Annotated in this window: 23 protein-coding genes, 1 tRNA gene and 1 riboswitch; of the genes, 15 read left to right on the forward strand and 9 right to left on the reverse strand. The window is 61.0% G+C overall.

Going from position 1 to position 24832, the window contains the following annotated elements:
- Window positions 1-3: 3 nt before the first annotated feature.
- On the reverse strand, window positions 4-1290 hold the full coding sequence (locus tag JJ889_RS04850; protein WP_291892039.1) for an MFS transporter: 1287 nt from the start codon (window positions 1288-1290) through the stop codon (window positions 4-6).
- A gap of 111 nt (window positions 1291-1401) precedes the next feature.
- On the opposite strand from JJ889_RS04850, the gene JJ889_RS04855 reads away from it, so the two are divergent.
- The 4 genes from JJ889_RS04855 (at window position 1402) to mnmD (ending at window position 5353) form a co-directional block, all read left to right on the forward strand.
- Window positions 1402-2037, forward strand: a complete 636-nt coding sequence (locus tag JJ889_RS04855) for a hypothetical protein (RefSeq protein WP_291892043.1) — start codon at window positions 1402-1404, stop codon at window positions 2035-2037.
- A gap of 107 nt (window positions 2038-2144) precedes the next feature.
- Entirely contained in the window at window positions 2145-3017 is an 873-nt protein-coding gene (motA, locus tag JJ889_RS04860) for a flagellar motor stator protein MotA (RefSeq protein WP_291892046.1), read from the forward strand.
- Between the two features lie 89 nt (window positions 3018-3106).
- A complete protein-coding gene (locus JJ889_RS04865; protein ID WP_291892049.1) occupies window positions 3107-3661 on the forward strand; it encodes an alpha/beta hydrolase in 555 nt (184 codons plus the stop codon).
- Window positions 3662-3664: 3 nt separating this feature from the next.
- Window positions 3665-5353 (forward strand): tRNA (5-methylaminomethyl-2-thiouridine)(34)-methyltransferase MnmD, encoded by a 1689-nt coding sequence (gene mnmD / locus JJ889_RS04870; protein ID WP_291892052.1) that lies wholly within the window; start codon window positions 3665-3667, stop codon window positions 5351-5353.
- 6 nt (window positions 5354-5359) lie between these two features.
- On the opposite strand, the gene JJ889_RS04875 is transcribed toward mnmD, so the two are convergent.
- Window positions 5360-5587: a hypothetical protein gene (locus tag JJ889_RS04875; protein ID WP_291892055.1), complete on the reverse strand. Its 228-nt coding sequence runs from the start codon at window positions 5585-5587 to the stop codon at window positions 5360-5362.
- Window positions 5588-5727: 140 nt separating this feature from the next.
- On the opposite strand from JJ889_RS04875, the gene JJ889_RS04880 reads away from it, so the two are divergent.
- The 5 genes from JJ889_RS04880 (at window position 5728) to JJ889_RS04900 (ending at window position 11390) form a co-directional block, all read left to right on the forward strand.
- A complete protein-coding gene (locus JJ889_RS04880; RefSeq protein WP_291892057.1) occupies window positions 5728-6651 on the forward strand; it encodes a WecB/TagA/CpsF family glycosyltransferase in 924 nt (307 codons plus the stop codon).
- Window positions 6650-6864: riboswitch (cobalamin riboswitch) on the forward strand. Its footprint overlaps the gene before it by 2 nt.
- Before the next feature lie 99 nt (window positions 6865-6963).
- The gene (locus JJ889_RS04885) at window positions 6964-8844 is read left to right on the forward strand and encodes a TonB-dependent siderophore receptor (RefSeq protein WP_291892060.1); all 1881 of its coding nucleotides are present in this window, start codon (window positions 6964-6966) and stop codon (window positions 8842-8844) included.
- Window positions 8780-9649 carry an ABC transporter substrate-binding protein gene (locus tag JJ889_RS04890; RefSeq protein WP_291892063.1) on the forward strand — a complete coding sequence of 290 codons (870 nt, stop codon included), beginning with the start codon at window positions 8780-8782 and terminating at the stop codon, window positions 9647-9649. Before JJ889_RS04885 ends, JJ889_RS04890 begins: the two co-directional genes overlap by 65 nt.
- On the forward strand, window positions 9646-10632 hold the full coding sequence (locus JJ889_RS04895; protein WP_291892065.1) for an iron ABC transporter permease: 987 nt from the start codon (window positions 9646-9648) through the stop codon (window positions 10630-10632). The genes JJ889_RS04890 and JJ889_RS04895 overlap by 4 nt, the downstream gene beginning before the upstream one ends.
- Window positions 10629-11390, forward strand: coding sequence for an ABC transporter ATP-binding protein (locus tag JJ889_RS04900; RefSeq protein ID WP_291892068.1), 762 nt, complete (start codon window positions 10629-10631; stop codon window positions 11388-11390). The genes JJ889_RS04895 and JJ889_RS04900 overlap by 4 nt, the downstream gene beginning before the upstream one ends.
- Here JJ889_RS04900 and JJ889_RS04905 read toward each other — a convergent pair.
- Complete coding sequence (locus tag JJ889_RS04905; protein WP_291892071.1) at window positions 11387-12466, reverse strand: Mrp/NBP35 family ATP-binding protein; 1080 nt, start codon at window positions 12464-12466, stop codon at window positions 11387-11389. The two genes, JJ889_RS04900 and JJ889_RS04905, sit on opposite strands and share 4 nt — an antisense overlap.
- A 92-nt stretch (window positions 12467-12558) precedes the next feature.
- A tRNA-Val gene (locus JJ889_RS04910) sits at window positions 12559-12633 on the reverse strand.
- A 303-nt stretch (window positions 12634-12936) separates the two neighbouring features.
- Between JJ889_RS04910 and JJ889_RS04915 the strand changes: the two genes are divergently transcribed.
- Complete coding sequence (locus JJ889_RS04915; RefSeq protein WP_291892073.1) at window positions 12937-16143, forward strand: TonB-dependent receptor; 3207 nt, start codon at window positions 12937-12939, stop codon at window positions 16141-16143.
- A 135-nt stretch (window positions 16144-16278) separates the two neighbouring features.
- Here JJ889_RS04915 and cpdR read toward each other — a convergent pair whose 3' ends face one another.
- Window positions 16279-16644 carry a cell cycle two-component system response regulator CpdR gene (gene cpdR, locus JJ889_RS04920; protein ID WP_291892076.1) on the reverse strand — a complete coding sequence of 122 codons (366 nt, stop codon included), beginning with the start codon at window positions 16642-16644 and terminating at the stop codon, window positions 16279-16281.
- Window positions 16645-16792: 148 nt separating this feature from the next.
- Here cpdR and JJ889_RS04925 point away from each other — a divergent pair, with 148 nt between their 5' ends.
- From JJ889_RS04925 to hisN, 3 genes are all read left to right on the forward strand, one after another.
- Window positions 16793-17659 (forward strand): N-formylglutamate amidohydrolase, encoded by an 867-nt coding sequence (locus JJ889_RS04925; protein WP_291893167.1) that lies wholly within the window; start codon window positions 16793-16795, stop codon window positions 17657-17659.
- A gap of 121 nt (window positions 17660-17780) precedes the next feature.
- A complete protein-coding gene (locus JJ889_RS04930) occupies window positions 17781-18170 on the forward strand; it encodes a helix-turn-helix domain-containing protein (RefSeq protein ID WP_291892078.1) in 390 nt (129 codons plus the stop codon).
- A 73-nt stretch (window positions 18171-18243) separates the two neighbouring features.
- The gene (gene hisN, locus JJ889_RS04935) at window positions 18244-19035 is read left to right on the forward strand and encodes a histidinol-phosphatase (RefSeq protein WP_291892081.1); all 792 of its coding nucleotides are present in this window, start codon (window positions 18244-18246) and stop codon (window positions 19033-19035) included.
- Between the two features lie 5 nt (window positions 19036-19040).
- Here hisN and JJ889_RS04940 read toward each other — a convergent pair whose 3' ends face one another.
- Entirely contained in the window at window positions 19041-19952 is a 912-nt protein-coding gene (locus tag JJ889_RS04940) for a methyltransferase (protein WP_291892084.1), read from the reverse strand.
- A gap of 240 nt (window positions 19953-20192) precedes the next feature.
- On the opposite strand from JJ889_RS04940, the gene JJ889_RS04945 reads away from it, so the two are divergent.
- On the forward strand, window positions 20193-20666 hold the full coding sequence (locus JJ889_RS04945; RefSeq protein ID WP_291892087.1) for an Hsp20 family protein: 474 nt from the start codon (window positions 20193-20195) through the stop codon (window positions 20664-20666).
- A gap of 70 nt (window positions 20667-20736) precedes the next feature.
- On the opposite strand, the gene JJ889_RS04950 is transcribed toward JJ889_RS04945, so the two are convergent.
- From JJ889_RS04950 to gpmA, 3 genes are all read right to left on the reverse strand, one after another.
- Window positions 20737-22038 (reverse strand): pentapeptide repeat-containing protein, encoded by a 1302-nt coding sequence (locus JJ889_RS04950; protein WP_291892090.1) that lies wholly within the window; start codon window positions 22036-22038, stop codon window positions 20737-20739.
- Between the two features lie 79 nt (window positions 22039-22117).
- Window positions 22118-22738 carry a bifunctional diaminohydroxyphosphoribosylaminopyrimidine deaminase/5-amino-6-(5-phosphoribosylamino)uracil reductase RibD gene (gene ribD / locus JJ889_RS04955; RefSeq protein WP_291892092.1) on the reverse strand — a complete coding sequence of 207 codons (621 nt, stop codon included), beginning with the start codon at window positions 22736-22738 and terminating at the stop codon, window positions 22118-22120.
- Window positions 22735-23463 (reverse strand): 2,3-diphosphoglycerate-dependent phosphoglycerate mutase, encoded by a 729-nt coding sequence (gene gpmA / locus JJ889_RS04960; RefSeq protein WP_291892095.1) that lies wholly within the window; start codon window positions 23461-23463, stop codon window positions 22735-22737. The genes ribD and gpmA overlap by 4 nt, the downstream gene beginning before the upstream one ends.
- Window positions 23464-23799: 336 nt before the next feature.
- Here gpmA and JJ889_RS04965 point away from each other — a divergent pair, with 336 nt between their 5' ends.
- Window positions 23800-24768, forward strand: a complete 969-nt coding sequence (locus tag JJ889_RS04965) for a KpsF/GutQ family sugar-phosphate isomerase (protein ID WP_291892098.1) — start codon at window positions 23800-23802, stop codon at window positions 24766-24768.
- Window positions 24769-24832: the final 64 nt, after the last annotated feature.

Below are 24832 nucleotides of genomic sequence, written 5' to 3' on the forward strand. Positions count from 1 at the left end.
CACCTATAGTGGCGCCTTTGGCTCGGGTTTGATGCGAACGGCTTCGGTCGCTCGGGCCACTCCGGGGTGGAACCACGCCACCGCTGCGGCAACCACGCTGAGCGCTGCCGCGACGATATAAGGCGCGAACATGCCTAGCTCGGTAAACAGGTAGAGGCCGCCCACCGGCCCGACGATAAAGCCCAGGCCGGCCGTGGCCGTGGTAAGGCCCGCCGCTTGTCCCTGTTCTTCGGGCGTCACCGAGACTGAAGCGCCACCGACGAAGCCGGAGCGTGCGAGGCCAAAGGCAAAACTCGTCATCAGATAACCAAAGACCATGCCGCCATAATTGGGCGCGACCAGCATGAAGAGACTGCCGGCAATGGTGATGATCGCGCCCTGCGTCATCAATGTGCGCGGGCTGGCCTTGAGCGCCGGAATGACCACCAGCTGTGCAACGATCAGCGCACCGGCTCCCACCGCCAGGGCGATCGAGGAGAGTTGTAAGCCCTGTGCTTCATCCAGAACCAGCCGGTCCATCAGGAAAAAGGCGAGGGTAGACAGGCTCAAAGACTGGGTGATCCAGATGATCGCGCCATAGATCACGAAGGGCAGGATGCGCGGGTCGGCGCCGAAGGCAAACTGGCTGAGCGGGTTGATCGGCCGGCTCTGGACCCGGGGCGGTGTGCGTTCCGGAAGTCGCAGCCAGATACCTGCGGCGCCCGCACCGACAATCACCGATATCATGACCATGAAGGTCGCCACGCCGACCCATTCCACAAAGGTGGCTGCGAGTGTTGGTCCAATGACCGCACCCAACCCGAACGCCGCGGTCAGTCCAGCCAAGGCTTCCGTACGCTCTTCCGGCGAGGTGCGGTCTGCGACATAAGCCTGGGAGGCCGGATTGGTGGCCGAGCCGAGGCTGCCAAACAGGGTGCGCGCGAGCGCCATCGCGAAAATCGCCCCGAGCGGCGGGATCCAGCCGTTTTCCCCGGCCAGCGCCGCGGCCGCGAATATCAGGGTGGAACAGGCAAAGGCGCTGAGACCGAAAACGATGTAGGGCTTGCGGCCATGACGGTCCGACAGCGCTCCCCAGATCGGCGTCATCATCATGAACAGCGTCGCTGAAAGCGTGTAGATCGCGCCCACCCAGTACTCCTCGACGCCCAGCCCCCTCGCCAGGGGGGGCAGGATGGCAAACAGCATGTTGTTGCCGATCCCGGTCGCCATCAGGCACAGGAATAACAGCCGGAAAGCAGCTCTGCGTTCAGGATCAGAGGACGGGTTGGAAGGATCAAACTGGGGTGGCACGTGGCTGGACGCTCTCTTTGTGACGAATGCCCGAGCTGGCGGGATGAAGGCCCGTTGGGCCGCTAGCCAGGCGAAGTTATACCCACACTCATAACGAGATGGGGATCGCACGTGAAATACGTAATTGCATGTCTTGCATTTTTCGGCCTCGCCCTGACGCCCGCCCGGGCCCAGTTCGACTATACACCCGGTTTTGAGCCGGGCGCTCCTGAAGAGCTCTCAGTGTATGCAGCGCTGGAGGGCCAATGGACCATCCAGCTTTATTACCCCGCGGCCGATGCCGACGCAGCGGAAGGCTGGCGATGGGCCGAGTGGGCCGAGGCCTCTTCCATTTTTGAACCGCGACTGGACGGAGCGGTTATGCTGGAGAGAAATTCCGGCTTCCCGATTTCACCCGGCTCCACCGGGGCGGAGGGCTATGACCGCTGGCGCTATGATGTCTGGTGGTACTGGGACCGTTTCTCCAACGTCTACCGCGCCAGTATTGTCGACAATCTCTGGGGGTTTGTGGACATCTATGAGGGCACGAACGCCTTTGATGTGTCCAATCTGGATACCTCCACCTTTAATCGTGGAGGTCCGGGTGGCCGGGCCCAGAAAAGCCGGCTGCGGATCACGGAACGTGGCGATAACCGTTTTGTGCTGGAATGGTGGACGCTCGATATGGACGTTCGCGTCGAAGGCGCGGACCGGGACGCCCAGCCGTGGCAACCTTCGGTGCGAATGGTGTATTTTCAGGCCGAGTAAACCCTTCGCTAACCCTTATTCAACCGGACATTAAGCTTACCCGTTCATAGTGCGCTTCAATCGGGCCGTAAAAAACAGGTCCGGAGCTGTACAAGGTGGACGGGTAAATGTTCCAGATTATCGGCATTGTGGTCGTGTTCGTCATGGTGTTCGGCGGGTTTGCACTCGCGGGCGGCCATTTCGACGTGATCATCAAGGCGCTGCCCTTCGAGATGATGATGATTGGCGGTGCCGCGGTTGGTGCTTTCCTGATCGGTAACAAGCCGAAGACGGTGACCAAGACGCTGGGCGATTTCGCCAAGATCTTCGCTGGCGCCAAGTGGAAGGCACAAGACTATACAGACCTTTTGTCATTGTTGTTCCTGCTAACAAAGACAATGAAGACAAAGGGGGTGATCGCGCTTGAAAGCCATATCGAGAACCCGTCCGAGAGCGCCATTTTCTCGCGCTATCCGCGCATCCTGAAGGATCATTTCGCCGTCGATTTCATCTGCGACACGCTGCGCATGATGACGATGAACCTGGAAGATCCGCACCAGGTCGAGGACGCGATGGAGAAACAGCTGGAGAAGCATCATCACGAGGCTGCTGATCCGGCCCACGCCATGCAGACGCTGGCCGATGGCCTGCCGGCCCTGGGTATCGTTGCGGCGGTTCTCGGCGTGATCAAGACGATGGGCGCGATCGAAAGCCCGCCCGCTGTTCTGGGTGGCTATATCGGTGGTGCCCTGGTGGGTACCTTCCTCGGCGTTTTCCTGGCCTATGGATTTGTCGGCCCGTTCGCGGCCTACCTCCAGGCGGTGTATGATGAGGAACACCAGTTCTACAAAATCATCCAGGATGTCCTGGTCGCGCATCTGCACGGTAATGCCGCCCAGATCTCTGTCGAGATCGGCCGGGGCGGTGTTCCGACCAAGATGCAGCCCAGCTTTGCCGAACTGGAAACGGCACTCGACGAGATCCCCAACGAGGTCGGCTAGTTCACACCGACATCGTAGCTTTGATCGAACGCGGTGCCTCATGGGCGCCGCGTTCTTGTTTTTGCGGCATGAGGGAGTAGATAGACGCCATGAAAATCAAAGACGCCGATATCCTCATCATTCCCGGGCTCGGGGATTCCTCGCCCTTCCACTGGCAGTCGCGCTGGCAACAGAACATGTCCACCGCGCGCCGGGTTGAACAGGATGACTGGGACAATCCAAACCGGGAGGTCTGGACGGCCAAGGTGATCGAAGCGGTCGCAGAGGCAGAGAAACCGGCAATTCTGGTAGCGCATTCCGTAGGCGTGCTGACGGTCGTGCACGCCGCGCCGGACCTGGATCATTCCAAGGTCGCCGGTGCCTTCCTGGTTGGCGCATCGGACTGGGAGCGTGACTCGCTGGAAGAGCGCTTCCCCGGCCACGGTTTTGCGCCGGTCCCGCGCAAGCCACTGGGTTTTCGCGGCCTGATGCTGGCCAGCTCCAATGACGAGACCTGCAAGGTTGAAAAGGCCGAGCACTGGGCGCGTGACTGGGATGTCCAGTTCGGTAATGCCGGCGAGGCCGGACATTTCACCGAGGAAAGCGGTCATGGGCCCTGGCCGGAAGGCCTGATGGCCTTTGCCAAATTCACCCAGTCGCTCTGATCCATGTCGGCGGGGCAGCTCCTGTGTGAACCGGCAAGGCTGGACTGGTCCCAGCCCGGTGGCCCGCGCGCGAGCGAATATGGCGATGTCTATTTCTCGGTCGAGGATGGTCTGGAAGAAACCCGCGAGGTTTTCCTCAAGGCCTGCAATTTACCGGACGCATGGGCAGACCGACCGGTCTTTGTTGTAGGCGAGCTGGGGTTCGGAACCGGGCTCAATGCGCTGGCCCTCTGGCAGCTCTGGCGCGAGCATGGCAATCGCGATGGCTGGTTGCATTTCCTCAGTGTCGAAAAACATCCGCTGAGCCTTGAACAGGCTGAACGCGCCTTTGCGGACTGGCCACAACTGGCGGACCTCACAGGGCGTCTTCTAAAACAATGGCCCTCCCGCTTGAAAGGCCCGCATCGCCTGGTCTTCCCGGAGGATCGTTTCACTATCACGGTGTTTCATGACGAGGCTGAAACGGCCTTGGCGCAGATGCGGGCGCAGATGGATTGCTGGTTCCTCGACGGTTTCGCGCCGGCAAAAAACGGGGCCATGTGGTCACAGCCGGTTTTCGATCAGCTCGGCCGCCTGTCCCGTCCTGGCGCGATGGTCGGCACGTTCACCGTCGCCGGTGCAGTGCGCAGAGGCCTTGCTGCGGCGGGCTTTGAAGTGTCCAAACAACCCGGTTTCGGACGAAAGCGCGAACGTCTGCAGGCGAGTTATGCAGGCGAGGCGAGGGCCGCCGAGCCGGTGCGCCCGGCGATCTGCATTCGTGGCGCCGGCATTGCCGGTGCATCGCTGGCGCGGGCATTTTCGATGCGGGGCTGTGCTGTTCGCGTGATTGATCCGGGTGGACTTGGTGTGGGGGCCTCTTCGGCGCCGGCGGGTCTGCTAACCCCGCGTCTGGAAAAGGCGGACCGGCCACATGTGCGTGCCACCTTGGCTGCCTTCGATTTCGCGCGCCGGCTTTATGGGCCGCTGGACGGGTTCAATGCCACCGGTGTTACGCGTCTGCCCGGGAGTGATAAGGACGCGAAACGCTTCCCCGAACTCGCAGAACTCATGGGAGAGGGGTATCGCTGGGCTGACGGTGCGCTGGAGATGGCAAGCTCGGGCTGGTTTCAGCCGCGAAGCCTGGTCCATTCCCTCTTGGACAAGATCGAGGTCGCTGGGGCCGGGCAGTCGGAGCCCGGCGAAATCACCATCCATGCGACAGGCCCCGGCTTCACCCTGGATGGCGATATTACGCCCAGTGCTGGCCGGGTCGGTGTGTTTTCAAGCAACGCGCACCATCAACCCCTGAGTTGGGGCGGATACTTGGTGCCGGTATCGGCGGACCAGGTCGTGCTGGGGGCAACACATGTGAAGGGCTGGGACTCCGGCGACGACGAGGCCGACCTGACCGGGTTTCACGCTTCGCTCGAAGCGGTGAGGCCGGAACTGGCGGCGACGGTTTCGTCGCGGGCGAGTTCGTCCTGGTCCGGATGCCGCGCGTCGACGCCGGATCGCCTGCCTGTTGTCGGGGAGGTCGGTGAAAACGAGTTCGTCCTGTCCGGTCTTGGAAGCCGCGGCTTCGCGCATGCGCCCCTTCTGGCCGAACAGCTCGCCTCGCAGATCTGCGGTGAGCCCTGGGCCCTCGAATCCATCGGTGTCGAGGCGTTCAAACCGTCGCGTTTCCAAGAGCGACGCGCCCGTCGCCAGTCCTGAACCGCGCTACAAGACGAGCCTGAACCCGTCACCGAACGCCAGTTCCATGAAGCTGCAATCGCGTGTGATACATTCGCCACGCACACCGAAATCGATCTCGAGATGTCGGTTGAAAGTCGCTTCAAATGGGCCGAGTGCGAGGTTCACGGACGTGCCCGTCAATGCGGGAACCGCAACCGGCACCGCGGAAAGCGTCGCCAGGACGCTTGCTACCACAATAGATTTCACCACCATCTGACCGCTCCTTTCCCCCTTGTGCCCGTAAGATGCCGCCAGGGGGCGGTTTGGATGCAGGCCGACCCGAAAAAAGCGGCAGGAGTTTTGCAGTTAACGCGTCCAGGACGGTGAATTGACACGAAACGGGACGCGCCAGAATGGTGGATATGCTTGCTGATGGTACCGGAATGGAACGCCGCAAAGGTGCGCGGCACATCTGGTTCCTCAATTCAGCCTTTGACAAGATCGGTATGGATATCGCCGTGCGTCGTGTGGCTGAACGCCCGGCGCAGCAGCCGTTTGCCTATGTCGTGACCCCCAATGTCGATCACCTGGTGCGCCTCGAGACCGATACGGTGCTTGCTCGGCTTTATGCCCAGGCCTGGCTGACGGTCTGCGATAGTCGCGTGCTGGAGCTGCTTGGCCGTGCCTCGGGAGAGAAAATCGAGGTCACGCCGGGTTCGGACCTGACCCAGCACCTGTTCGAAAATGAAATTGACCCGGATGACGCGATCAATGTTGTTGGCTGTTCCAGCGATGTAATCGAGGCCGTACGCGAGCGTTACGGGCTGACAAACCTGCGCTGGCACGAGCCCCCGATGGGGCTCCGCAATAAGCCGGAAGCGATCGCTGAATGTGCCAAATTTGTCGCCGAGAACCCGGCCCGTTTCATCTTCCTTTGCGTCGGTTCCCCGCAACAGGAACTGGTCGCGGAAGCCTGTCTCGACCGGGGTGATTGCACTGGTCTGGGTCTGTGTGTTGGTGCCTCGCTGGATTTCCTGGGCGGCAAGGCGGAGCGTGCGCCCAAATGGATGCAGTCGGCGCGCCTGGAATGGCTTCATCGACTGTTGCTTGAGCCCAAGCGGATGTGGCGTCGCTACCTGGTGGATGGTCCAAAAGTCCTTCTTTTGTGGCGGCGTTGGCAGCGGACCCAGAATGATCTCCGGCAACTGGAGACCCTCCTGTCCTCGCCGGAAAAACAGCGCGAACGCGCTCTGCACCAGCGTATCCGCTCGCTGGAGGACCAGCTCGCGGCTCTGGGGCGTGACAACCCGGTTGAACCCCAGCCCGGTTCCGACTAGCTTCCGCCGCCGTGATGGTTCCCGCGAGGGACTAACAGGGAAGCCGGTGCGCGAGGTTCGGATCTGATCCGGAAGCAGCAAGTCCGGCGCTGTACCCGCAGCCGTAATCGGCGAGTGATGGCGCATCATGCCACTGGACCCTCAGGTCCGGGAAGGCGCGTTCATCGCCCTGACCCGTGAGCCGGAAGACCTGCCGTCACCGTCGTCTGTCCGCTCGTGCGGGAGTTCACGAGGTAGACGCGGTAACTCCGTTTTGACGACTCCTTGCAACCGCCGGCCATTGTGCCGGCCTGATCGCTATGGAGACGTAGTATGCGATTGTTTTCCTCGCTGTTGGCTTCAACAGCCCTGTTTTCCCTGTCCGCTCCGGCTTTCGCTCAGGATGATGTCATCTTGGTCACGGCAGCGCGTGTGCCGGTTCTGGCCCAGGACAGCACCACTTCGGTGACCCAGCTGGATTCGGCCGATCTGGAAGCGCGCGGTCCGCTCTTCGTGGCCGATATCCTGCGCGCTGTGCCCAGCCTGGCCGTGTCGCGGTCCGGCCCCGTCGGACAGTTGACCCAGATCCGTGCGCGGGGTTCGGAAGCGAACCATGTTCTTGTCCTGATCGACGGCGTTGAAGCGGCCAGCCCCTTCACCGGCGAGGCTGATTTCGCCAACTTCCTGTTTGACGACCTGGGCAGCATCGAAGTGGCGCGCGGTGAACAGTCAGCCCTGTGGGGGGCTGATGCCATTGGTGGCGTGATCGCGCTGACGACCCGGCGGCCCGATGATGGACGTTCGTGGAATCTGAGCACCGAGCTTGGCAGTTTCGGCACGGCCCGTGCCAATGCGGGTGTGCGTTATGGCGGTGATGGTCTGCGCCTGCGCGCCGGGCTCGGCCACTACCGCACGGACGGTATTGATGTCTCCGGCCTCGACGGTGAGACCGAAGGCTATATCAATACCAATGGCTATTTTGGCGGCGAGTATGATCTGGCAGCCGACTGGACGCTCGACGCCTCTGTGCGCTGGATCAGCTATGAGACAGATTCCGATGCTGACACCGATTATGACGGGCGTCTGGAAAACACCGAGAATGAGCGCCACGGCGAGCAATTGTTCGGGCGTCTTGGCCTTGCTGGCGAACAGGAGCTGGACGGCTACAAGCTGGACCACCGCCTGACCTATCAATTCACTTCCGACGAGGCGGAAAGCCTGCTGGCCGGTGCCCGAACGGGCGTCTCTGAAGGCAGTCGTCGCGAGCTGAGCTATCAGGCGACTGCGCTCTGGTCCGCCGGCTCTTTCAGCAATCGCCTGACCGGACTGCTCGAGCACCAGGTCGACGAGACCGAGAATTTCGCGGGCCCGGGCAATGGCGCCAATCAGTCGCGCGAACTGGAGACAACGGCGTTTGCCTTTGATTACGGTCTGTCCGTGGCTGCTTTCGATCTCAGCCTGTCCGCGCGCCACGAGCAGAATGACCGTTTCGAGGACGCCACGACCTGGCGTGTGGGAACAGCATTCGAACTCCAGCACCTCGATGCGCGCATCCGGGCCAGCATCGGTGAGGCGGTCAAGAATCCCGGCGTGTTTGAATTGTTCGGTTTCTTCCCGGCCTTCTTTGTCGGCAATCCGTCCCTGCAGCCGGAAACCTCGCAGGGCTGGGAGATTGGCTGGGAACAGCAGCTGCTCGATGGCCAGGCCCGCTGGTCTGCCGTCTGGTTCAGCTCGGAACTGGAAAACGAGATCTACACTGATTTTGGCGTTTTCCCGGCTACGGCGCTCAATGCCGACGGCACCTCGACCCGCGAAGGCCTTGAGCTGGAGGGCGAGTACCAGGTCAGTGACGCAGTCTCGGTCTTCGCCTCGGCGAGTTTTCTCAGCAGCGAGGACCCGGCCGGAGCGGAAATCCGCAGGCCGGAGGAGCTGGCCTCTGTGACCTTCAGCTGGGCGCCGGCCGCGAGTGACTGGTCTGCGTCGGCAAGCCTCGATTACACTGGCGAGCAGGGGGATACGGATTTCGGCACATTCACGCCGGTCACGCTGGACGCCTACACACTTGTCTCCGGCCAGATCAGCCGACGGATAGGTGAGAATTTCAGCCTGTATGTGCGCGGGGAGAACCTGCTGGATGAGGAATACCAGGATGTCTTCGGCTATCACACACGTGGTCGCGGCGCTTTCATTGGCGTTCGTTTCAATCACGGCTAGCCCGGCCCAGGATCACGGAGCGACGCCGTCTGCGCACGGCGTCGTTTCCGCTTCCCTGTGTGCGGACGCCTATGTGCTCGCCCTGTTCGGTCCGGGCGAGATCCAGGCGCTGTCCTGGCAGGTCGACCAGCCGGTTTCTGCCGCACCGGACTGGGCGCGCGGCTATCCTCAGGCCTGGGCGGATGCAGAACGTCTCTATCATCTCGATCCGGCGTTGGTCGTATTCGGACCGGGGGAGGGGGCCGGGCTCGCGCCCTTGCTCGCCGCGGCCGGTATCGATGTCGTCCAGCTTCAATGGGGCGAGGATTTCGCCACGGTGCGCGCAAATATCTCCCTGCTAGGCGAGGCCGCGGACCTTGTCGCACAAGCGGATGAGCAGATCGCCACGCTGGACACCCGTCTGGCCGAGCTGGAAGCGCGGTCCGTGCAACGGCGGGATGAGACGCGCGTTTTCTACCTCTCATCATCCGGAGGTTCAGCCGGTGTCGGCACATATGTTGATGCAGCCATTACTGCTGCAGGCGGGATCAATCTGATGACCGAACGCGGCGGGCGGAGCTGGACCCGATCCGACCCGGAACTGGTGCTGGGGCTGGCGGCGGATCTGGTGGTCACCAGCTTTTTTGCGGACGGTTATCACGGTCGTCTCAACCGGGCGCGCTATCATGCCGCCTATGATGACCTGCTCGAGGCCGGCACGCGTATCGAAATTCCCAGTGGCGACTGGCCCTGTGCCGGCCCGCGTCTGATCCATGCGGCAGAGGCGATCGCCGATGCGCTGGACGAAATGACGGTGCTGCAATGAAATCGCGTCATCTGATTGCTCTTGTCGGTCTCGTCATTCTGGCCGTATTGGCCAATCTTCTCGTCAGCCGGGATGGATTGTTGTTAGGTGCCTTTGGCGATCTGCTTCGAGGTGAGGAAAGCCTGGGCACTAGAATCCTGGCCGAGCTTCGTTTTCCACGCGCCATTCTGGGTGCCCTGGTTGGGGCGGGGCTGGGCGCCAGCGGCGCTGCGCTGCAAGGCTTCTTCCGCAATCCGCTGGCCGATCCGGGCATTGTCGGTGTCTCTGCTTCATCAGGCCTGGGCGCGGTCATCGCGCTCTATTTCGGCCTGGCCGGTATTTCCCTGCTGATGATACCCATGGCGGCGGCCCTGGGCGGGTTGGTCGGTGTCGGGTTCCTGCTTTTGCTGGCGGGCCGCAGGGCCAGTTCCACGACACTCATACTATCCGGCGTCGCTGTCAGTGCAGTCGCCTCTTCCATGACGGCATTGTTGATGAATCTCAGCCCCAATCCCTGGGCGCTGGCCGAGATCGCCTACTGGCTGATGGGGTCACTGGCTGATGCCAACTGGAATGAGGTGCGTTTTGCCGCGCCGCTGATCCTGGCCGGCACGACCCTGCTTGTCCTGGTGCGCAATGATCTCGATCCACTGAGTTTGGGCGAAGAGACGGCCCGCAGCCTCGGCGTCAACCTGCCCTGGCTGAGGCTGGCGATTGTTTTGGGCAGTGCGCTGGCTGTCGGAGGCGGTGTCGCTGTTGCCGGTGCGATCGGCTTTATCGGACTTGTCGTGCCCCATCTCCTGCGTCCCTTCGTGGCCTCGCGTCCAGCGGCCCTACTGCTGCCGTCAGCGCTGGGAGGGGCAGCCCTTCTCAGCCTTGCGGATGTCGGCACGCGCCTCCTGTCCGGGCCGGGTATCCCGCTTTATCTGGGAGTTCTGACGGCCCTGCTTGGAGCGCCCTTCTTTGTCTGGCTGGTCCGATCAACACAGGGAAGAGCGCCATGAGCCAGCTCGAACTTTCTGGTCTATGCGCCCAATACGACGGTGCGCCGGTTCTGCACGAGGCCAGTCTTTCGGCCGGTGCCGGCCAGGTCGTGGCGCTGGTCGGTCCCAATGGCGCGGGCAAGTCGACCCTGCTTCGCTGTGCAGGCGGGTTGCTGGCTCCGTCGCAGGGACAGGCACTGCTGGATGGTCAAGCGATCACTGCGCTGGCAGACCGGGGCCGCGCGCGGCGCATCGCCTATCTGGCCGCTGACACGTCAGTGGCCTGGTCGCTGGAAGTCGAGCGTCTTGTGGCGCTGGGGCGTGCCCCCTTCCTGCAACCGCTACGCCGGATGAGCACCGAGGATGAGGCTGCGATCACAAGCGCGATGGAAGCGGCGGATATCACGCATCTGACCGGCCGTCGGGTTGATTCTCTGTCATCGGGTGAGCGTGCCCGTGTCCATCTGGCTCGTGTGCTTGCGACCGGGGCGGATCTGATCCTGCTCGATGAACCCATTGCAGCACTGGACCCGCGGCATCAATTGCGGGTGATGGAGATTGTCCGCGCCTCTGCTCGCCAGGGGGCGATCGTCGTCATGGCGATCCATGCGCTGGATCTGGCCGTACGTTATGCCGACCATGTCGTGGTGATGGATGAGGGGCGGGTACGGGCGCAGGGCAGTGCCCATGAGGCCCTGACCGCAGAACTGCTCGCAGATGTATTCGGTATTGCCGTGGATGGCGGTCTGAAACCCAGCGCTGCCCGCCTTATCGATTAATCGAAAACGATTTCCGGCAGGGGTTTGGAGGCCTCGTCAGCAGCGGCAAGAGCGGCCTGTGCCGTCTTCAGAAATGCCGTGGCGATCGGGCCGTCATCCAGAGCGATCGGCTGGCCGGCGTCGGAGCGCGTCCGCAGGTCCGGATGCAGCGGAATTTCGCCGAGGAATTGCGCACCGATCTTCTCCGCTTCCGCCTTGGCACCGCCTGAGCCGAAGATGTGGCTGCCCTCACCACAATGCGGACAGATGAAGATGGACATGTTCTCCACCACCCCAAGGACTGGAACGTGGGTCTGCTCAAACAGGCCGATTGCCTTTCGGGCATCATCCAGCGCCAGGTCCTGGGGCGTGGAGACAATGACAGCACCATCCACTGGCAGGTCCTGGGCGATGGCCAGCTGCGCGTCGCCAGTGCCCGGCGGCATGTCGAGGATCAACACGTCCAGCCCACCCCAGTCGGTATCGGTCATGAACTGGCGAATGGCGCCCTGGACCATGGGGCCGCGCCAGACAACCGGGGCGCCCGGTTTGACGACAAAACCCATGGAGATGATGGCGACACCATGCGCAGTAATCGGCTGGACGCCTGCGTCGGTCTTGCGCAGGCCCGGAACGTCATTCAGTCCGAACAGGCGCGGTGCTGACGGGCCGTAGATATCGGCATCCAGGAGGCCGACCTTCATGCCGGACTTGGCCAGCGCGGCAGCGAGATTGGCTGCGACGGTGGACTTGCCCACCCCGCCCTTGCCGGACGCAACGGCGATGACATGACGCGCCGGTTTGCTGGCCGGTGCCGCCTGTTTCGGTTGGCGCTGTTTCGGAGCGGGTTTGGCCTCGGACTTGTGGGCCGTCATGACGGTGCGAACGCGATCAACGCCCTCAATCCCGGTTACCGCAGGTTCGATCTCTTCACGCAGGCGATCCAGATCGGGATCGCCGGCTACCGGCGGGGTCAGGATGACGGTCGCCGTGTCACCGGCAATGGCTGCGCTGTCGACACGCTTGGCATCGAGGATATTCCGACCGGACTGGCGTTCGATCACGGTTTCCAGGGCGGCTTTGAGGCGTGCGTCCATGTCATCTCTCCATTGGCGCGAGAGACATAGGCACTTTTGGGCGCAGACAGAAGTCCTGTTGCTGCTTTAGCCGGTGACCTGGAGGAAGTGGATGGTGGGCGATACTGGGATTGAACCAGTGACCCCTTCGATGTCAACGAAGTGCTCTCCCGCTGAGCTAATCGCCCATCCGTTTGGGAGCCGGGTGTTTAGCCTTCCTTTTCGGGCGAGGCAAGGTGTTGATCTGCAGCTTGTCGGATTGTTTGCAGTAGGCTCGGCACGCTGGCGGCCGCGGCTGTAATGTTTGTTGACATTATTGCAACACCCGGAGCGCGCAATGCAACGAACGACCCGATTTTGCTGACTAAGGGCTTGCAGGGGAAGGCTTTCGGCTATCTTCTGCCAATGTGCAGGGGAGACTCTGTCACAAGCTGAGTGTTCCGGGGGCAAAACGGACGCTCAGGCTTCTAAAAGTCATAAGGGGTAAGATCGTGACAATTTTTGCAGATAAAGAGCGCCTTCTGCGTTCGACTATCCTTGCAGGTGTCGCTGCGTTGACGATGGGCGCCCAGCCTGTCTTCGCACAAGACGTTCAGCAAACACCTGACGCCGAGGAAGAAGAAGACGAAGATAGCGAAGTAGAAGATCGCATCGTCGTAACAGGCTCGCGCATCGCGCGCTCCGAATTCACCACCATCTCTCCGGTTCAGGTTCTCTCGGGTGAAGTTTCCCGCGACCTCGGCCTGATCGATGCTGATGACGTTCTCAACCAGCTGACGGTTGTTCAGGGTCAGCAGACCGACCTGGCCGTTTCCACGGTTATCCAGCCGGAACAGGCTTTCACGACCTTTGGTTCTGTGACGCCGTCCCTGCGTGGTCTGGGTTCTTACATCACGGGTCGTTCTCGTAACCTGGTCATGATCAATGGCCGTCGTTATGGCCCGATCGGTGTTGGTGGTGCTCCGGCTAACCCGGACATCTCCCTGATCCCGGGTTCCATGATCAGCCGCGTTGAGGTTCTGCTTGACGGTGCGTCTTCCGTATACGGTTCTGACGCCATCGCCGGTGTTATCAACTACATCCTGCGTGATGATGTTGACGGCTTCGAGCTGAACGTCACGCACTCCACGCCGGAAATCGGCCATGGCCGTCAGAGCGTTGTCTCTGGTGCCTTCGGTGTCGATGCTGACCGTGGTTTCGTCAATGTTGGTTTTGAATACAACATCCAGGACTCTGTAACCCGCTTCGACCGTCGTTCCATCAACGGCGCTGACGAGCTGGGCATTTACTGTGACCCGGAATTGGAGATCGACACGAACACGGGCGAAATCTTCCGTGGTTGTTCCAACTTCCTGGCTGGTTTCGCGATCTTCGGACCGACCGGAGGTACGTTCCCGACCCTTGATGGTACCACGAACATCGGTATCCCGGGCTGGGCTAACTACAACCTGCCGCCGTACGACTCCGCTGGTTTCTTCGGTGCAACCAACGATCCGTATGCGCGTTCCCACCCGCAGGATCAGTTCGCTACGCTGGTTCCGGACCAGACCCGTTTCAGCCTGTACGCTACGGGTGAATACGATCTGGACGGTTACTCCAACCCGAACCTGTACTTCGAGTTCAACTACTCTGAGCGCAACATCGAGACGGTTGGTTATAACCAGGGCGTTCTGGAAGTCACCGCTGACACCCCCGGCAACCCGGGCCTCGGCGACACGCTTCTGGTTCACTTCATCCGCCAGGAAATCGATCAGAACCTGACGGTTGCTCGTGGTGTATTCGGTGTTCGCGGCGATCTGCCGTTCATGGATGATCTGGGTCCGCTGTCCAACTGGACCTACGACACCAGCTTCATGATGCACCGTTCGCGCGGTACGCAGCGCAACTACGGTGACCTGCGTGCGAACAACACGGCGCGTATCCTGAATGGTTCGTTCGACAATAACGGTCTGTTTGTCTGTGCTCTCGACGAGACCATTGCACAGCCGACACGTCCGAATGGCAGCTTCACCACGCCGCCGACGATTTGTCCGGAAGTGAACTTCTTCGATCCGGCATTTATCCTGACGGGCCGCTTCAATGACCAGGCCAGCAACGACTTCATCCTGGGTACTGCTATGCAGAACACCCTGGTTGACCAGCTGACCTATTCTGCCATCGCCACGGGTGATCTCTTCGACATCCCGACCGGCGGTACGGCTGCTGCGGTTATCGGTTTCGAGCACCGCACTGACGTCATCGAGACCCAGAACGCATCCCTGACGGCTGAACCGAATGCGTTCAACAGCCTGAACACGGATGTTGGTTCCACCGGTCAGCGTCGTCTGTGGGAAGGCTTCTTCGAGGCCAGCTTCCCGCTGCTCGAAGGTCACGCTTTCGCCGAGAACCTGCAGCTCGACATTGCTGCTCGTTACACGGACGAGGAGTTCTTCGGTAACGCTTGGACTTACCAGGTCAAGGGTGAGTGGGCTCCGGTTGATTGGCTGAGCTTTGCAGCTGGTTTCGGTACGTCCTATCGCGCTCCGGATACCGGTGAGCAGTTCGGTACGGGTATCGCATTTGCGTCCCTGAGCCGTGCTGACCCGTGTCTGCCGTCCACCCAAACCCTGCAGACGGACCCGAACACAGGCCTGATTATCTATGATCAGTCTCGGGACGAGCGTCAGCAGTCTATCATCGATCTGTGTGACGCAATCGGCGTATCCCTGCCGTCCGGCCCGAATGATGTTGATGGCGCTGCTGCCCTCGGCCTCTTCGGTATCGGTGAAGTCGGTGCTTCCTTCCAGAACTTCTCGGTTCTGACCTCCAACGGTGGTTCCACCGATGTTGGTCCGGAGACCTCCGAGGCCATGTTCGCGAAGATCACCTTCCAGCAGCCGTGGTTCGACAGCTTCAACTTCAATGCATCTGTCAACTACTTCGAGTACCTGGTGGAAGACTCCATTGGTCAGCTGACCACGGGCCTGATCCTCAGCACTTGTTTCAACGACCCGAACGCTCAGGCGGTTGGCGTTGGCCAGATCAACGGTGACCTGTGTCAGTTCCAGTCTCGTGATCCGGTCACGGGCCTCCTGACGGGTGTGAACGAAGCCTCGTTCAACTTGGGTGCGATCACCTCTCGCGGTATCGACCTGAACATGACGTTCAGCATGGATCTGACGGATCTTCCGGAAATCGGCGAGTTCTTCGCGCCGGGCGGTGATCCGATCAACATGTCCATGACGTACCGTGGCACGACCTCGTTCGAGAACGACGAAGATATCTCCGGTGACGGATCCTTCGACGTGAACCTCGGCGAGTTCGGCTTCCCGGAGCACCAGATCAACTTCACGACCCAGCTCGGCTGGCGTGACTTCCGTATCCTCCACCGCTTCCGCTACAGCGAAGCAACCTTCAACGGAAACGATCCGTTCGGTGGTGGTAACGTTTGTGTACCGACGCTTCTTGCTCGCGATCCGAACGCGGACACGAGCGGTTGTACCGAGTACATCGATCTGCCGGCTGTTGAGCTGCATGACCTGACCGGTACTTGGACGACAGGTTCCTGGGTCCTGCGCATGGGTGTTCAGAACGTCTTCGACGAAGTCGTCGTCCGTGACCCCGCCATCGCTGGCGATGGTGGTACGGGTACGCCGTTCGGTCTGGGTTACTCCATGAACGGCCGTACGTTCTTCGCGAACGTCATCAAGCAGTTCTAAGACTGGTTGAAACCAAATTGGAAAGGGGCGAGCTTTGCTCGCCCCTTTTTCTTTGCGCGTAGATTGGGGAATCGGGCGCAACAAAAAGCCCCGCGGTATCACCGCGGGGCTTTTTGTTGGTTATCCCTGAGCTGATCAGGCAGCCATGACACGGGCCACTTCATCAACAAGCTCGCGCAGGTGGAAGGGCTTGGAGAGGACTTTGGCATTGGTTGGCGCACCGGAACCGGGATTGAGGGCCACGGCGGCAAAACCTGTGATAAACATGATCTTGAGGGCTGGATCGACCTCGGTCGCGCGACGCGCCAGTTCGATGCCATCAACGCCAGGCATGACGATATCTGTAAGCAGAAGATCATATTGCGCCGGATTTTTACCGATCGCATCCAGTCCTTCTTCCCCATCCGAACAGACTTTCACCTCATGCCCGGCACGCTTGAGTGCCTTGGCGAGGAAGTCCCGCATGGAGTCATCATCTTCGGCTAGAAGGATCTTGGCCATGGTTTTGTCCCACCCTTGTCAAATCACGGATTGGTGGCACCATACATGCCTAAAGTAAAAACCTGCTGAACGGGCTGCATCTCTTGACCGAAACACTGCAGCCGATCACTCTCCGCGCATGAACGCGACTCCCTCATCATCGCTCGCAATGGCGCCGACGGCAAATGCTGATATCGACCCGGGTCCTGTAAGCGTGGTGCGGCCGGCGGGCGGGCAGGCTTATCCCATAGTGGCCAGTTCCCCGCATTCCGGGCGCAACTATCGGGGGGAATTTGAAAATCTGACCCACCACGAACTTGGCGTGTTGCGACGCTCAGAGGATGCCTATGTTGATCAGCTGATCGAGGGCATTCCGGAACTGGGCATCCCGACGGTCGCCGCGAATTTCCCACGTGTCTTTGTGGATGTGAACCGGGCGGCGGGGGAGCTGGATCCGGGAATGTACAGTGATCGCGTGCGGGCGGAGCTGATCCGGGACAGTCGCCGCACAGCTTCCGGCCTCGGCGTCATTCCACGTATCAGTGCAGATGGCCGGCCGCTTTATGGCCGGCGTTTGAAATTTGCAGAGGCCGAACGACGGCTTAAGCGTTGTTACTGGCCCTATCATGATGCCCTGACCGCCCTGGTTGACGAAACACGGACTAGGTTCGGGGCTGCGGTCCTGCTCGACGTCCACTCCATGCCCCATCAGAGCGCGCGTGGTGCGGATATCGTGCTGGGCGACCGTTTCGGCCAGTCCTGTGATCCGCGGGTCAGCGATCTCATCGAAGCCCGATTCCGGGAACAGGGATTTGTAACGGTTAGGAACACTCCCTATGCCGGTGGACACACCACGGCCTCCTATGGGCGTCCCGAATCGGGCGTGCATGCGATCCAGATCGAGGTGAATCGTAGCCTCTATCTGGACGAAAACAGGGTTCAACCCACCGCGGGGCTGGATCGCCTGCGCGGCGAATTCTGTCAATTAATCAGCGTGATACGCGAACCACTCACGGCTTGTCTCCCAACGTCATAATCATGCCCATTTCAGGCGAACACTAGGCAGTGTCTTCGCCCGGCACGCGCTTTGCTCCCCTGTGAGGTGTGCGTCCCATTGCGGCGCAATTTGATACGCGAAGACGAGGCCGCGAGTAGTTATGACGAATGATATTGATCTGCATGTAGGTAAAAGACTGCGCCGTCGGCGCCGTTTGCTGGGACTTACGCAGCAGCAACTTGCCGAATCCGTAGGGATCCGGTTCCAGCAAATCCAGAAGTATGAGTGCGGCGCCAACCGCGTCAGCGCGAGCCGTCTCTTTGAGCTTGCCGAAGCGCTCGATGTTCCGGTGCAATACTTCTATGAGGGCCTGTCGCAACGCGATCAGGCGGCCAATGAAGGCGATAGCCTGGCGGCCGATGTGCTCTCGCAGAAGGAAACCGTAGACCTTATCCGTGCCTATTACCGGCTCGGCGAACGTCCGCGCAAACGCCTGCTCGAGCTCGCCAAGTCGCTTGAGCCGGACGAAGCTGCAAACGACGCGGCCTGAGGGTCACGTCATGAAGTTTCGGGGGACAAGATGCGTCTGGCGTGCGGCGTAAGCCCATGCTAGGCGCTTCTTCATGATTACTGATCAAGACCGTGCCACGATTGCGGCTGCTGCTGATGCGGCACGCAAGGCCATCGAACCCTATTTCCGGACGTCCCTGCAAATCGAGAACAAGCTCGACGAGGGCTTTGATCCCGTCACGGCGGCGGACAAGGCGTCCGAACGGGCGATCCGCGAGGTGTTGTCACAGATGGCGCCCGACGACGCGATTCTCGGCGAGGAATACGGTTCCCAGGCCAGCGGCAATGGTCGTGAATGGGTCATTGACCCGATCGATGGCACACGCGCCTTCATCGCCGGTTTCCCGACCTGGACAGTTCTGATTGGGTTGTCGGTTGATGGCGAGCCGCAGCTCGGTGTGATCGACCAACCTTATATCGATGAACGCTTTATTGGCACGGCAGACGGAACAGAGCTGCAGCGAGCCGGCCAGTCCCGGGCGCTTGCCACCAGCCCAGTCGCCAAGCTGAAACACGCCATGCTGGCGACGACCGACCCCTATCTCTTCAACAGTGACGAGAAGGCTGTGTTCGACATGATCCGTCGCCGCTGCAAGCTGCATCGTTTCGGATTTGACGCCTATGGTTATGCGATGCTGGCCGGTGGTGGGTTGGATCTGGTGATCGAGTCCGGTTTGCAGCCCTATGACGTCCAGGCCCTGATCCCGGTCATTCGCGGAGCAGGGGGTGTCATCACCAATTGGTCGGGCGGATCAGCGGCCGGTGGTGGCCAGGTGGTGGCGGCAGGAAGCCCTGAACTGCACGAGGTCGCGCTGGGCTTCCTGAAACATGTCGCCACCCGCTAGCCAGGTTATTCGCTGACCGGCTTGCGGAAGAGCAGTGTCATGCGATCACTTTCACCAATCGCATCATAACCGGCACGGTCAAAGTCGGCCGCGGCTTCCTGGCCGCGAGGAGCTGAACGGCGCGTCGGGGCCAGAGTCCAGACGCCGAACGGGTGATCTGCCGTGTCCGCCGGGTTGGCATTGACCTCGGAGGCGGAGACCAGTTCGAAACCGGCTTCCACGGCGAGGGCGATGACATAGTCCTGCTGAACATAACCGGAGCTGGCCTGCGGGTCCTGTTCACGCGTGGAGGGCAGGCGGTGATCAACGACACCCAGCGTGCCGCCTTCACGTAGCGCGGCATAGAAGTCGTCGAACGCCTTCTCGGCGTAATTGCCCATCATGAAGTTGTGGACGTTGCGGAAAGTCAGGATCGTGTCAACGCTGCCCGGCTCGACGATGGCGCCGGTATTGTTGTCGAAATCGGCCAGCACATACTCGCCATAACGGTCCGCGTTGGAATAGCGTTCGATGAAACGCTCGCGGGAGCGAACGCGGTTCTCGCTGGACCCCTCAACCGGGAAATGCGCGGCGACATAGGTGCCGCCATTGCCATTGATCCACGGCATCAAAATATCGGCATACCAGCCGCCGCCCGGCCAGATTTCCATCACCGTGCCGCTCGGGTCAACGCCCAGGGCTTCCAGCGTTGCCGCGGGATTGCGCCAGATGTCCCGCTCGGAACGCTCGCCGCGCCATTCGGCTGCGACAGCGCTGGCAAGGTCGGTCGGCAGGGCGTCCGCGACGATCTCGACACCGTTTTCCGTGGTCTGGGCCGTGTCCTGGATTGTGGCGGTTTCCGCCTCTTCGGATGGGGATCCGCAAGCTGCGAGAGACAGGGCCAGCAAGCTTGGCACAACAAGGTGGAAACGGGACATCAAGACACTCCTGTAGATCAGATGCGGAATAGGTAGTCGGAGGCTGGCGGCAAGGCAAACAAGTTTTTTCGGGGGCGGGGGTTGCGACCGGATTTTGGGCTACCCATGTGTTTGTCACGGGTCGCCGAAACGGGGCCCGAGACCTGCGCCACAATCCGCCCGAGGGTCGATGGGCAGGTCGACTGAAATCCGGCGAATGGTTCGTCGGATGGTCTTATCGCTCAATTGAGGATGAGGAAAATGCGTACAGTAGATTTCAGCCCGCTCTATCGTTCCATCGTTGGATTTGATCGCCTTGCCGATCTGATGGACTCTGCCACCAAGGTCGAGTCACAAGGCTATCCGCCCTACAACATCCAGCACGTCGCCGAGGATGAGTATCTCATCGAACTCGCCGTTGCCGGTTTCTCCGACGATGATCTGACGGTGGAGGTCCAGGGCAATGTCCTGACCGTGACCGGTCGAATTGCCGAAAAAGACGAAGCCGATACGCGCCGCTTCCTGCATCGCGGGATTGCCGAGCGCGCTTTCGAGCGCCGCTTCCATCTGGCCGATCACGTTATCGTGTCCGGAGCGGAACTGCGCAACGGCATGCTCTCTGTCCAGCTCGTTCGCGAGATCCCGGAATCGGCCAAGCCGCGCAGTATCGCGATCGATACCGGTTCGGCACCCAAGGCCAAGCTGATCAAAGGTGGGAAAACCGAAGCGGCCTGACCCCCAGTCGCGTGAGAGAAGACCCCTTTAGACACGAACACGCGGCAGGCCGAGAGGTCTGCCGTTTTCGTTAGGCGGCATCCAGATCAACCGCACCGTCTACTTCCGCCACGTCCTGCAGGAAGGTTTCGCTGACGGTGGTGCCCGTAAAACAGGAGCCGCTGAAACGCGCATCCGTCACATTGGCACCGTCCAGGTGGGAATAGGAGAAGTCTGCACCGGTTGCCTTGGCCTGGCGCAAATCGGCACCGCGAAGGTCGACATAGCGCGCCTTTGTGCCGGCGAGAGAGGCGGGAAGAACCCGGTTATTCTCGAGCAGAAGCGGTCCGAAACGACAATCCCGCAGGTCCGCATTGTTCAGATTGGCACCCGTCAGATCGGCACCGCGCAGATCTGCGCCGCGCAGGCAAACCATGCGCAGGTCGGCGCGTTCCAGTCGCGCGCCCTGAAGCTGGGCACCTTCCAGGTCCAGGCCGTAGAGCGTCGCGCCGCGCGCGTGGAAAGCGGTCAGTGTCTTTCCGGCCAGCGAATTCAGGCCGCGCAGGTCTGTACCGTCAAAGAGAGAAGGCTTGCCTTCCCGGCCATCGGTTTCGCACCATTTGACGTGATCAGCAATCTGCTGGGCGATCGGCTGATCCATATCGCTCGGATCAATGCCCACCGGTTCGCTTGTCAGTGCACCTTCGGTATTCATGCCGGACGTCTTGGCCATGACGGTTTTCACACCGATCATGACACTGTCCTTGAAATCCGTATCTGTCAGGTCCGCGCCGGACAGGTCCGCGCCTTCCAGGTTGGCGCCCTGGAATGACGAGCCGCGCAGATTGGCGCGGATCATCCGCGCACCCAGCAGCATGGCATCTGTGAAATCAGCAGTCTGGGCCGCGATGCCGGCCATTTTAGACCGCGAGAGATTGGCGCCCGTGAAGTTCGCCTTGCCCGCATCATTTTCCTGAGTCTTGTGCTTCAGGATGGCGAGGCCTTTTTCCTTGTCGATCTCGGCGATTGCGCCCTCACGCATATCGGCCTCGGTCAGGTCGGCGCCCGTCAGGTTCGCGCCTCGCATGATCGCGCCTCGCAGATCGGCCCGGCGCAGGGATGCGCCCTCGAGGCTCGCCTGGCGCAGGTCGGCCGCAAAGAAATTCGCACTGTTCAGCGTGCAGCCGGACAGGTTCGCTTTGCGCAAGACGGCACCGGAAAAATCGGCATCGGAAAGATCGCGTCCGGACAGGTCGAGGCCTTCAACAATCGTGTAGGCAAAACTCGCACGGGCACCGCCGGCGCGACCGGACCACAGGCGCTCATGGCGTTCGCACATGGCGTCCACAGTCATCTGGTCGAGGCGCGTATGTTCAATCTTGCGGTCGGCCATTAAGCACGAAGATTCCTGACGAGAAACGTAAGTCGACGGAGGCTAGCGTAGATACGTTAACGACAGGTGTTCCAATTCGTTACAGAAGATTGAGTTGGCCCGATAGGGCGAGCGGATGGTCCGACGCGACTCGAACGCGGCTGGCTCCCGTCTGACCCAGCTTGTCCAGGCAGGCGTCGAGTTCGGTGATTGTAAGCGCGGGAAGGGTCGCATCAAATCCGCCGTCAAAGGCGTCCGCATAGAGCGCCGGCTTGCCGGTGTCCAAACGACAGAAAAATCCCTCATAGAGCGGGTGGGCCTCGGCCGTGCACAGGCCAGTTTCCACTGCGATGCCAGCTGTTCGCAGCATGGCTATACCCTTGCCGGCGACCCGCGGATCCTCGTCGAGGCAGGCGATCACCACCCGGTCGACCTTCGCATCGATCAGGGCTTGCGCGCACGGGGGCGTCTGGCCGTGATGCGCGCAGGGTTCCAGGGTGACATAGGCCGTTGTGCCTTTGCTATTGTCTCCGGCCAGGTCCAGAGCGCGCCGCTCCGCGTGGGGGCGTCCGCCATCATCTGTGGCGGCGGAGGCGACCAGCTTGTCATCGCGCACGAGCACGCAACCGACCGCCGGATTGGGTGCCGTCCGGCCCAGCTGGGACCTGGCGACGGCCATCGCCAGAGACATCCAGCGCAGGTCGTTCAGGCGCGTTGTCACGCCGGCAAGGCAGGCAGGGACTGCGCACGGTCCTGGTCGAGATAGGCGGCGGAGACCGGTTTGGTGCCGCTTTCGTCCAGGTCAATCAGCAGCGGATTACCGGTCGGGATCTCAACGCCCATGATGTCGTCGTCAGAAACTGTGAAGAGCAGTTTCACCAGTGCACGCAGGCTGTTGCCATGCGCTGCAACGATGACGTCCTTGCCCGATGTCAGCGCCGGCAGGATGGCCTCGTTCCAGTAAGGCTCGACCCGTTCAAGTGTGGTCTTGAGGGATTCCGTTGCGGGCAGCAGGTCCGGATCAACATCCGCATAACGCGTGTCGTTGAGGGGGTGAAGCTCATGGTTTTCCGGGAGAGGCGGCGGCGGTGTGTCAAAGGAGCGGCGCCAGATATGGACCTGTTCCTCACCATGCTTGTCGCGTGTCTCATCCTTGTTGAGCCCGGCCAGCCCCCCATAGTGGCGTTCGTTCAGGCGCCAGGACTTCTCCACCGGAACCCAAAGACGGTCCAGACCGTCCAGGGCGAAGTTCAGCGTCTTGATGGCGCGCTTGAGAACAGAGGTGAATGCCAGGTCCGGTTCAAAACCCGCTGCCTTGAGCAGATCGCCGGACTTTTGTGCCTGGGCGACACCTTCTTCCGTCAGGTTCACGTCCACCCAGCCGGTGAAGCGGTTTTGCAGATTCCATTCACTTTGGCCGTGCCGGACCAGGACGAGTTTGGGCATGAGACTCTCCGTCGATTTGCGCGAGCGATACTCCTCTCACAGGCAAACGGCAAGACGGGAGTTGTATGGTTGCGTAACAAAATTTTCTGCTACCCATGGAGGTGGGATTGTGGTACCCTTTCAGGGCTTCGAACATTTTTGAGCCAATCCGTCCTTTGAAGCAGCGTGGTCCCAAAAACTGACGGCATTCAGGCGCGCTACCCCACCTGCGCGAGTGCTGCGGCTACTTCGTCCCCCTTGACTGCAGTCCGATTGCCGAACCAGCCGCGCACGTCTCTTCCCCGGACGTGCGCGGTTCTGCTATTGAGCTTGGGAACATCGATAAAAGGTACTCAGATGCAGGACTTCGACGCTCTGGAGGTCGCGCGCCGCGTGATCGCCATCGAACGGGATGGACTCTCTCAACTTGAGAATATGATCGGCGAGCCGTTTGCGGCTGCAGTCAGGCTGGCCGCAGGCCTCAAGGGGCGGTTGATCTGCACCGGTGTGGGCAAGTCCGGGCATGTAGCGCGCAAGATCGCTGCGACACTCGCCTCGACCGGCACGCCTGCCTATTACGTGCATCCGACCGAAGCCAGCCATGGCGATCTGGGCATGATCACCGGCGACGACGCTGTGTTGGCTTTGTCCAAGTCAGGGGAGACCCGCGAGCTGGGCGACCTCATTGCCTATTGCCGCCGGTTTGAAGTTCCGCTGATCGGTATGACTGCACACGCAGACAGTACTTTGGGGCGCGCCAGTAACTACGAACTGTTTGTACCCAACGCCATTGAGGCCTGTGCTGAAACGCGCGCGCCGACGACGTCCACGACGTTGATGATGGCCATGGGTGACGCGTTTGCGGTGGCTTTGCTCGAGGCCCGCGGTTTCACGGCCACGGATTTTCGCACTTTCCATCCGGGCGGAGCTCTGGGCGCCGCGCTCGCGAGTGCAGCCGATGTTATGCATGCCGGGGAGTCGATGCCGCTGGTGGCGGGTCAGGCCAGCATGAGCGAGGTGCTGCTGGAAATGACGGCCAAGTCCTTTGGTTGTGCGGGTATCCTTGATGCCGATGGTCGGCTGATGGGCATCATCACCGACGGTGACTTGCGCCGTCACATGGGCAATGACCTGGTTGACCGGGTCGCTGAAGAAGTGATGACGCGCGATCCCAAAGTAGGAAGCCCGACCATGCTGGCCGCTGATGCACTGCGTGAAATGACCGTCGGCACGCCCAAGATCACACAGCTTTTCCTGGTGGATGAGGAAAATCGCCCGGCAGGATTATTGCATTTGCACGATTTGTTGCGCATCGGCCTGAAGTAATTAGAGGTCGTAAAACGCGTGAAAACGTGCATTTAGCAGGGTGGCTGGGTAGAATACCGTCCCT

Source organism: Maricaulis sp. (assembly GCF_017643475.1).
Classification (GTDB): domain Bacteria; phylum Pseudomonadota; class Alphaproteobacteria; order Caulobacterales; family Maricaulaceae; genus Maricaulis.

Coding starts and splice junctions, on each gene's coding strand:
- cpdR (WP_291892076.1), bottom strand. CDS start 16,644: ATGGCCAAGATCCTTCTAGCCGAAGATGATGACTCCATGCGGGACTTC.
- JJ889_RS04875 (WP_291892055.1), bottom strand. CDS start 5,587: ATGGTGGTGAAATCTATTGTGGTAGCAAGCGTCCTGGCGACGCTTTCC.
- JJ889_RS04900 (WP_291892068.1), top strand. CDS start 10,629: ATGAGCCAGCTCGAACTTTCTGGTCTATGCGCCCAATACGACGGTGCG.
- JJ889_RS04890 (WP_291892063.1), top strand. CDS start 8,780: ATGTCTTCGGCTATCACACACGTGGTCGCGGCGCTTTCATTGGCGTTC.
- JJ889_RS04865 (WP_291892049.1), top strand. CDS start 3,107: ATGAAAATCAAAGACGCCGATATCCTCATCATTCCCGGGCTCGGGGAT.
- JJ889_RS04965 (WP_291892098.1), top strand. CDS start 23,800: ATGCAGGACTTCGACGCTCTGGAGGTCGCGCGCCGCGTGATCGCCATC.
- JJ889_RS04950 (WP_291892090.1), bottom strand. CDS start 22,038: ATGGCCGACCGCAAGATTGAACATACGCGCCTCGACCAGATGACTGTG.
- JJ889_RS04930 (WP_291892078.1), top strand. CDS start 17,781: ATGACGAATGATATTGATCTGCATGTAGGTAAAAGACTGCGCCGTCGG.
- JJ889_RS04880 (WP_291892057.1), top strand. CDS start 5,728: ATGGTGGATATGCTTGCTGATGGTACCGGAATGGAACGCCGCAAAGGT.
- mnmD (WP_291892052.1), top strand. CDS start 3,665: ATGTCGGCGGGGCAGCTCCTGTGTGAACCGGCAAGGCTGGACTGGTCC.
- gpmA (WP_291892095.1), bottom strand. CDS start 23,463: ATGCCCAAACTCGTCCTGGTCCGGCACGGCCAAAGTGAATGGAATCTG.
- JJ889_RS04940 (WP_291892084.1), bottom strand. CDS start 19,952: ATGTCCCGTTTCCACCTTGTTGTGCCAAGCTTGCTGGCCCTGTCTCTC.
- JJ889_RS04945 (WP_291892087.1), top strand. CDS start 20,193: ATGCGTACAGTAGATTTCAGCCCGCTCTATCGTTCCATCGTTGGATTT.
- JJ889_RS04895 (WP_291892065.1), top strand. CDS start 9,646: ATGAAATCGCGTCATCTGATTGCTCTTGTCGGTCTCGTCATTCTGGCC.
- JJ889_RS04925 (WP_291893167.1), top strand. CDS start 16,793: ATGGCGCCGACGGCAAATGCTGATATCGACCCGGGTCCTGTAAGCGTG.
- hisN (WP_291892081.1), top strand. CDS start 18,244: ATGATTACTGATCAAGACCGTGCCACGATTGCGGCTGCTGCTGATGCG.
- JJ889_RS04905 (WP_291892071.1), bottom strand. CDS start 12,466: ATGGACGCACGCCTCAAAGCCGCCCTGGAAACCGTGATCGAACGCCAG.
- motA (WP_291892046.1), top strand. CDS start 2,145: ATGTTCCAGATTATCGGCATTGTGGTCGTGTTCGTCATGGTGTTCGGC.
- JJ889_RS04885 (WP_291892060.1), top strand. CDS start 6,964: ATGCGATTGTTTTCCTCGCTGTTGGCTTCAACAGCCCTGTTTTCCCTG.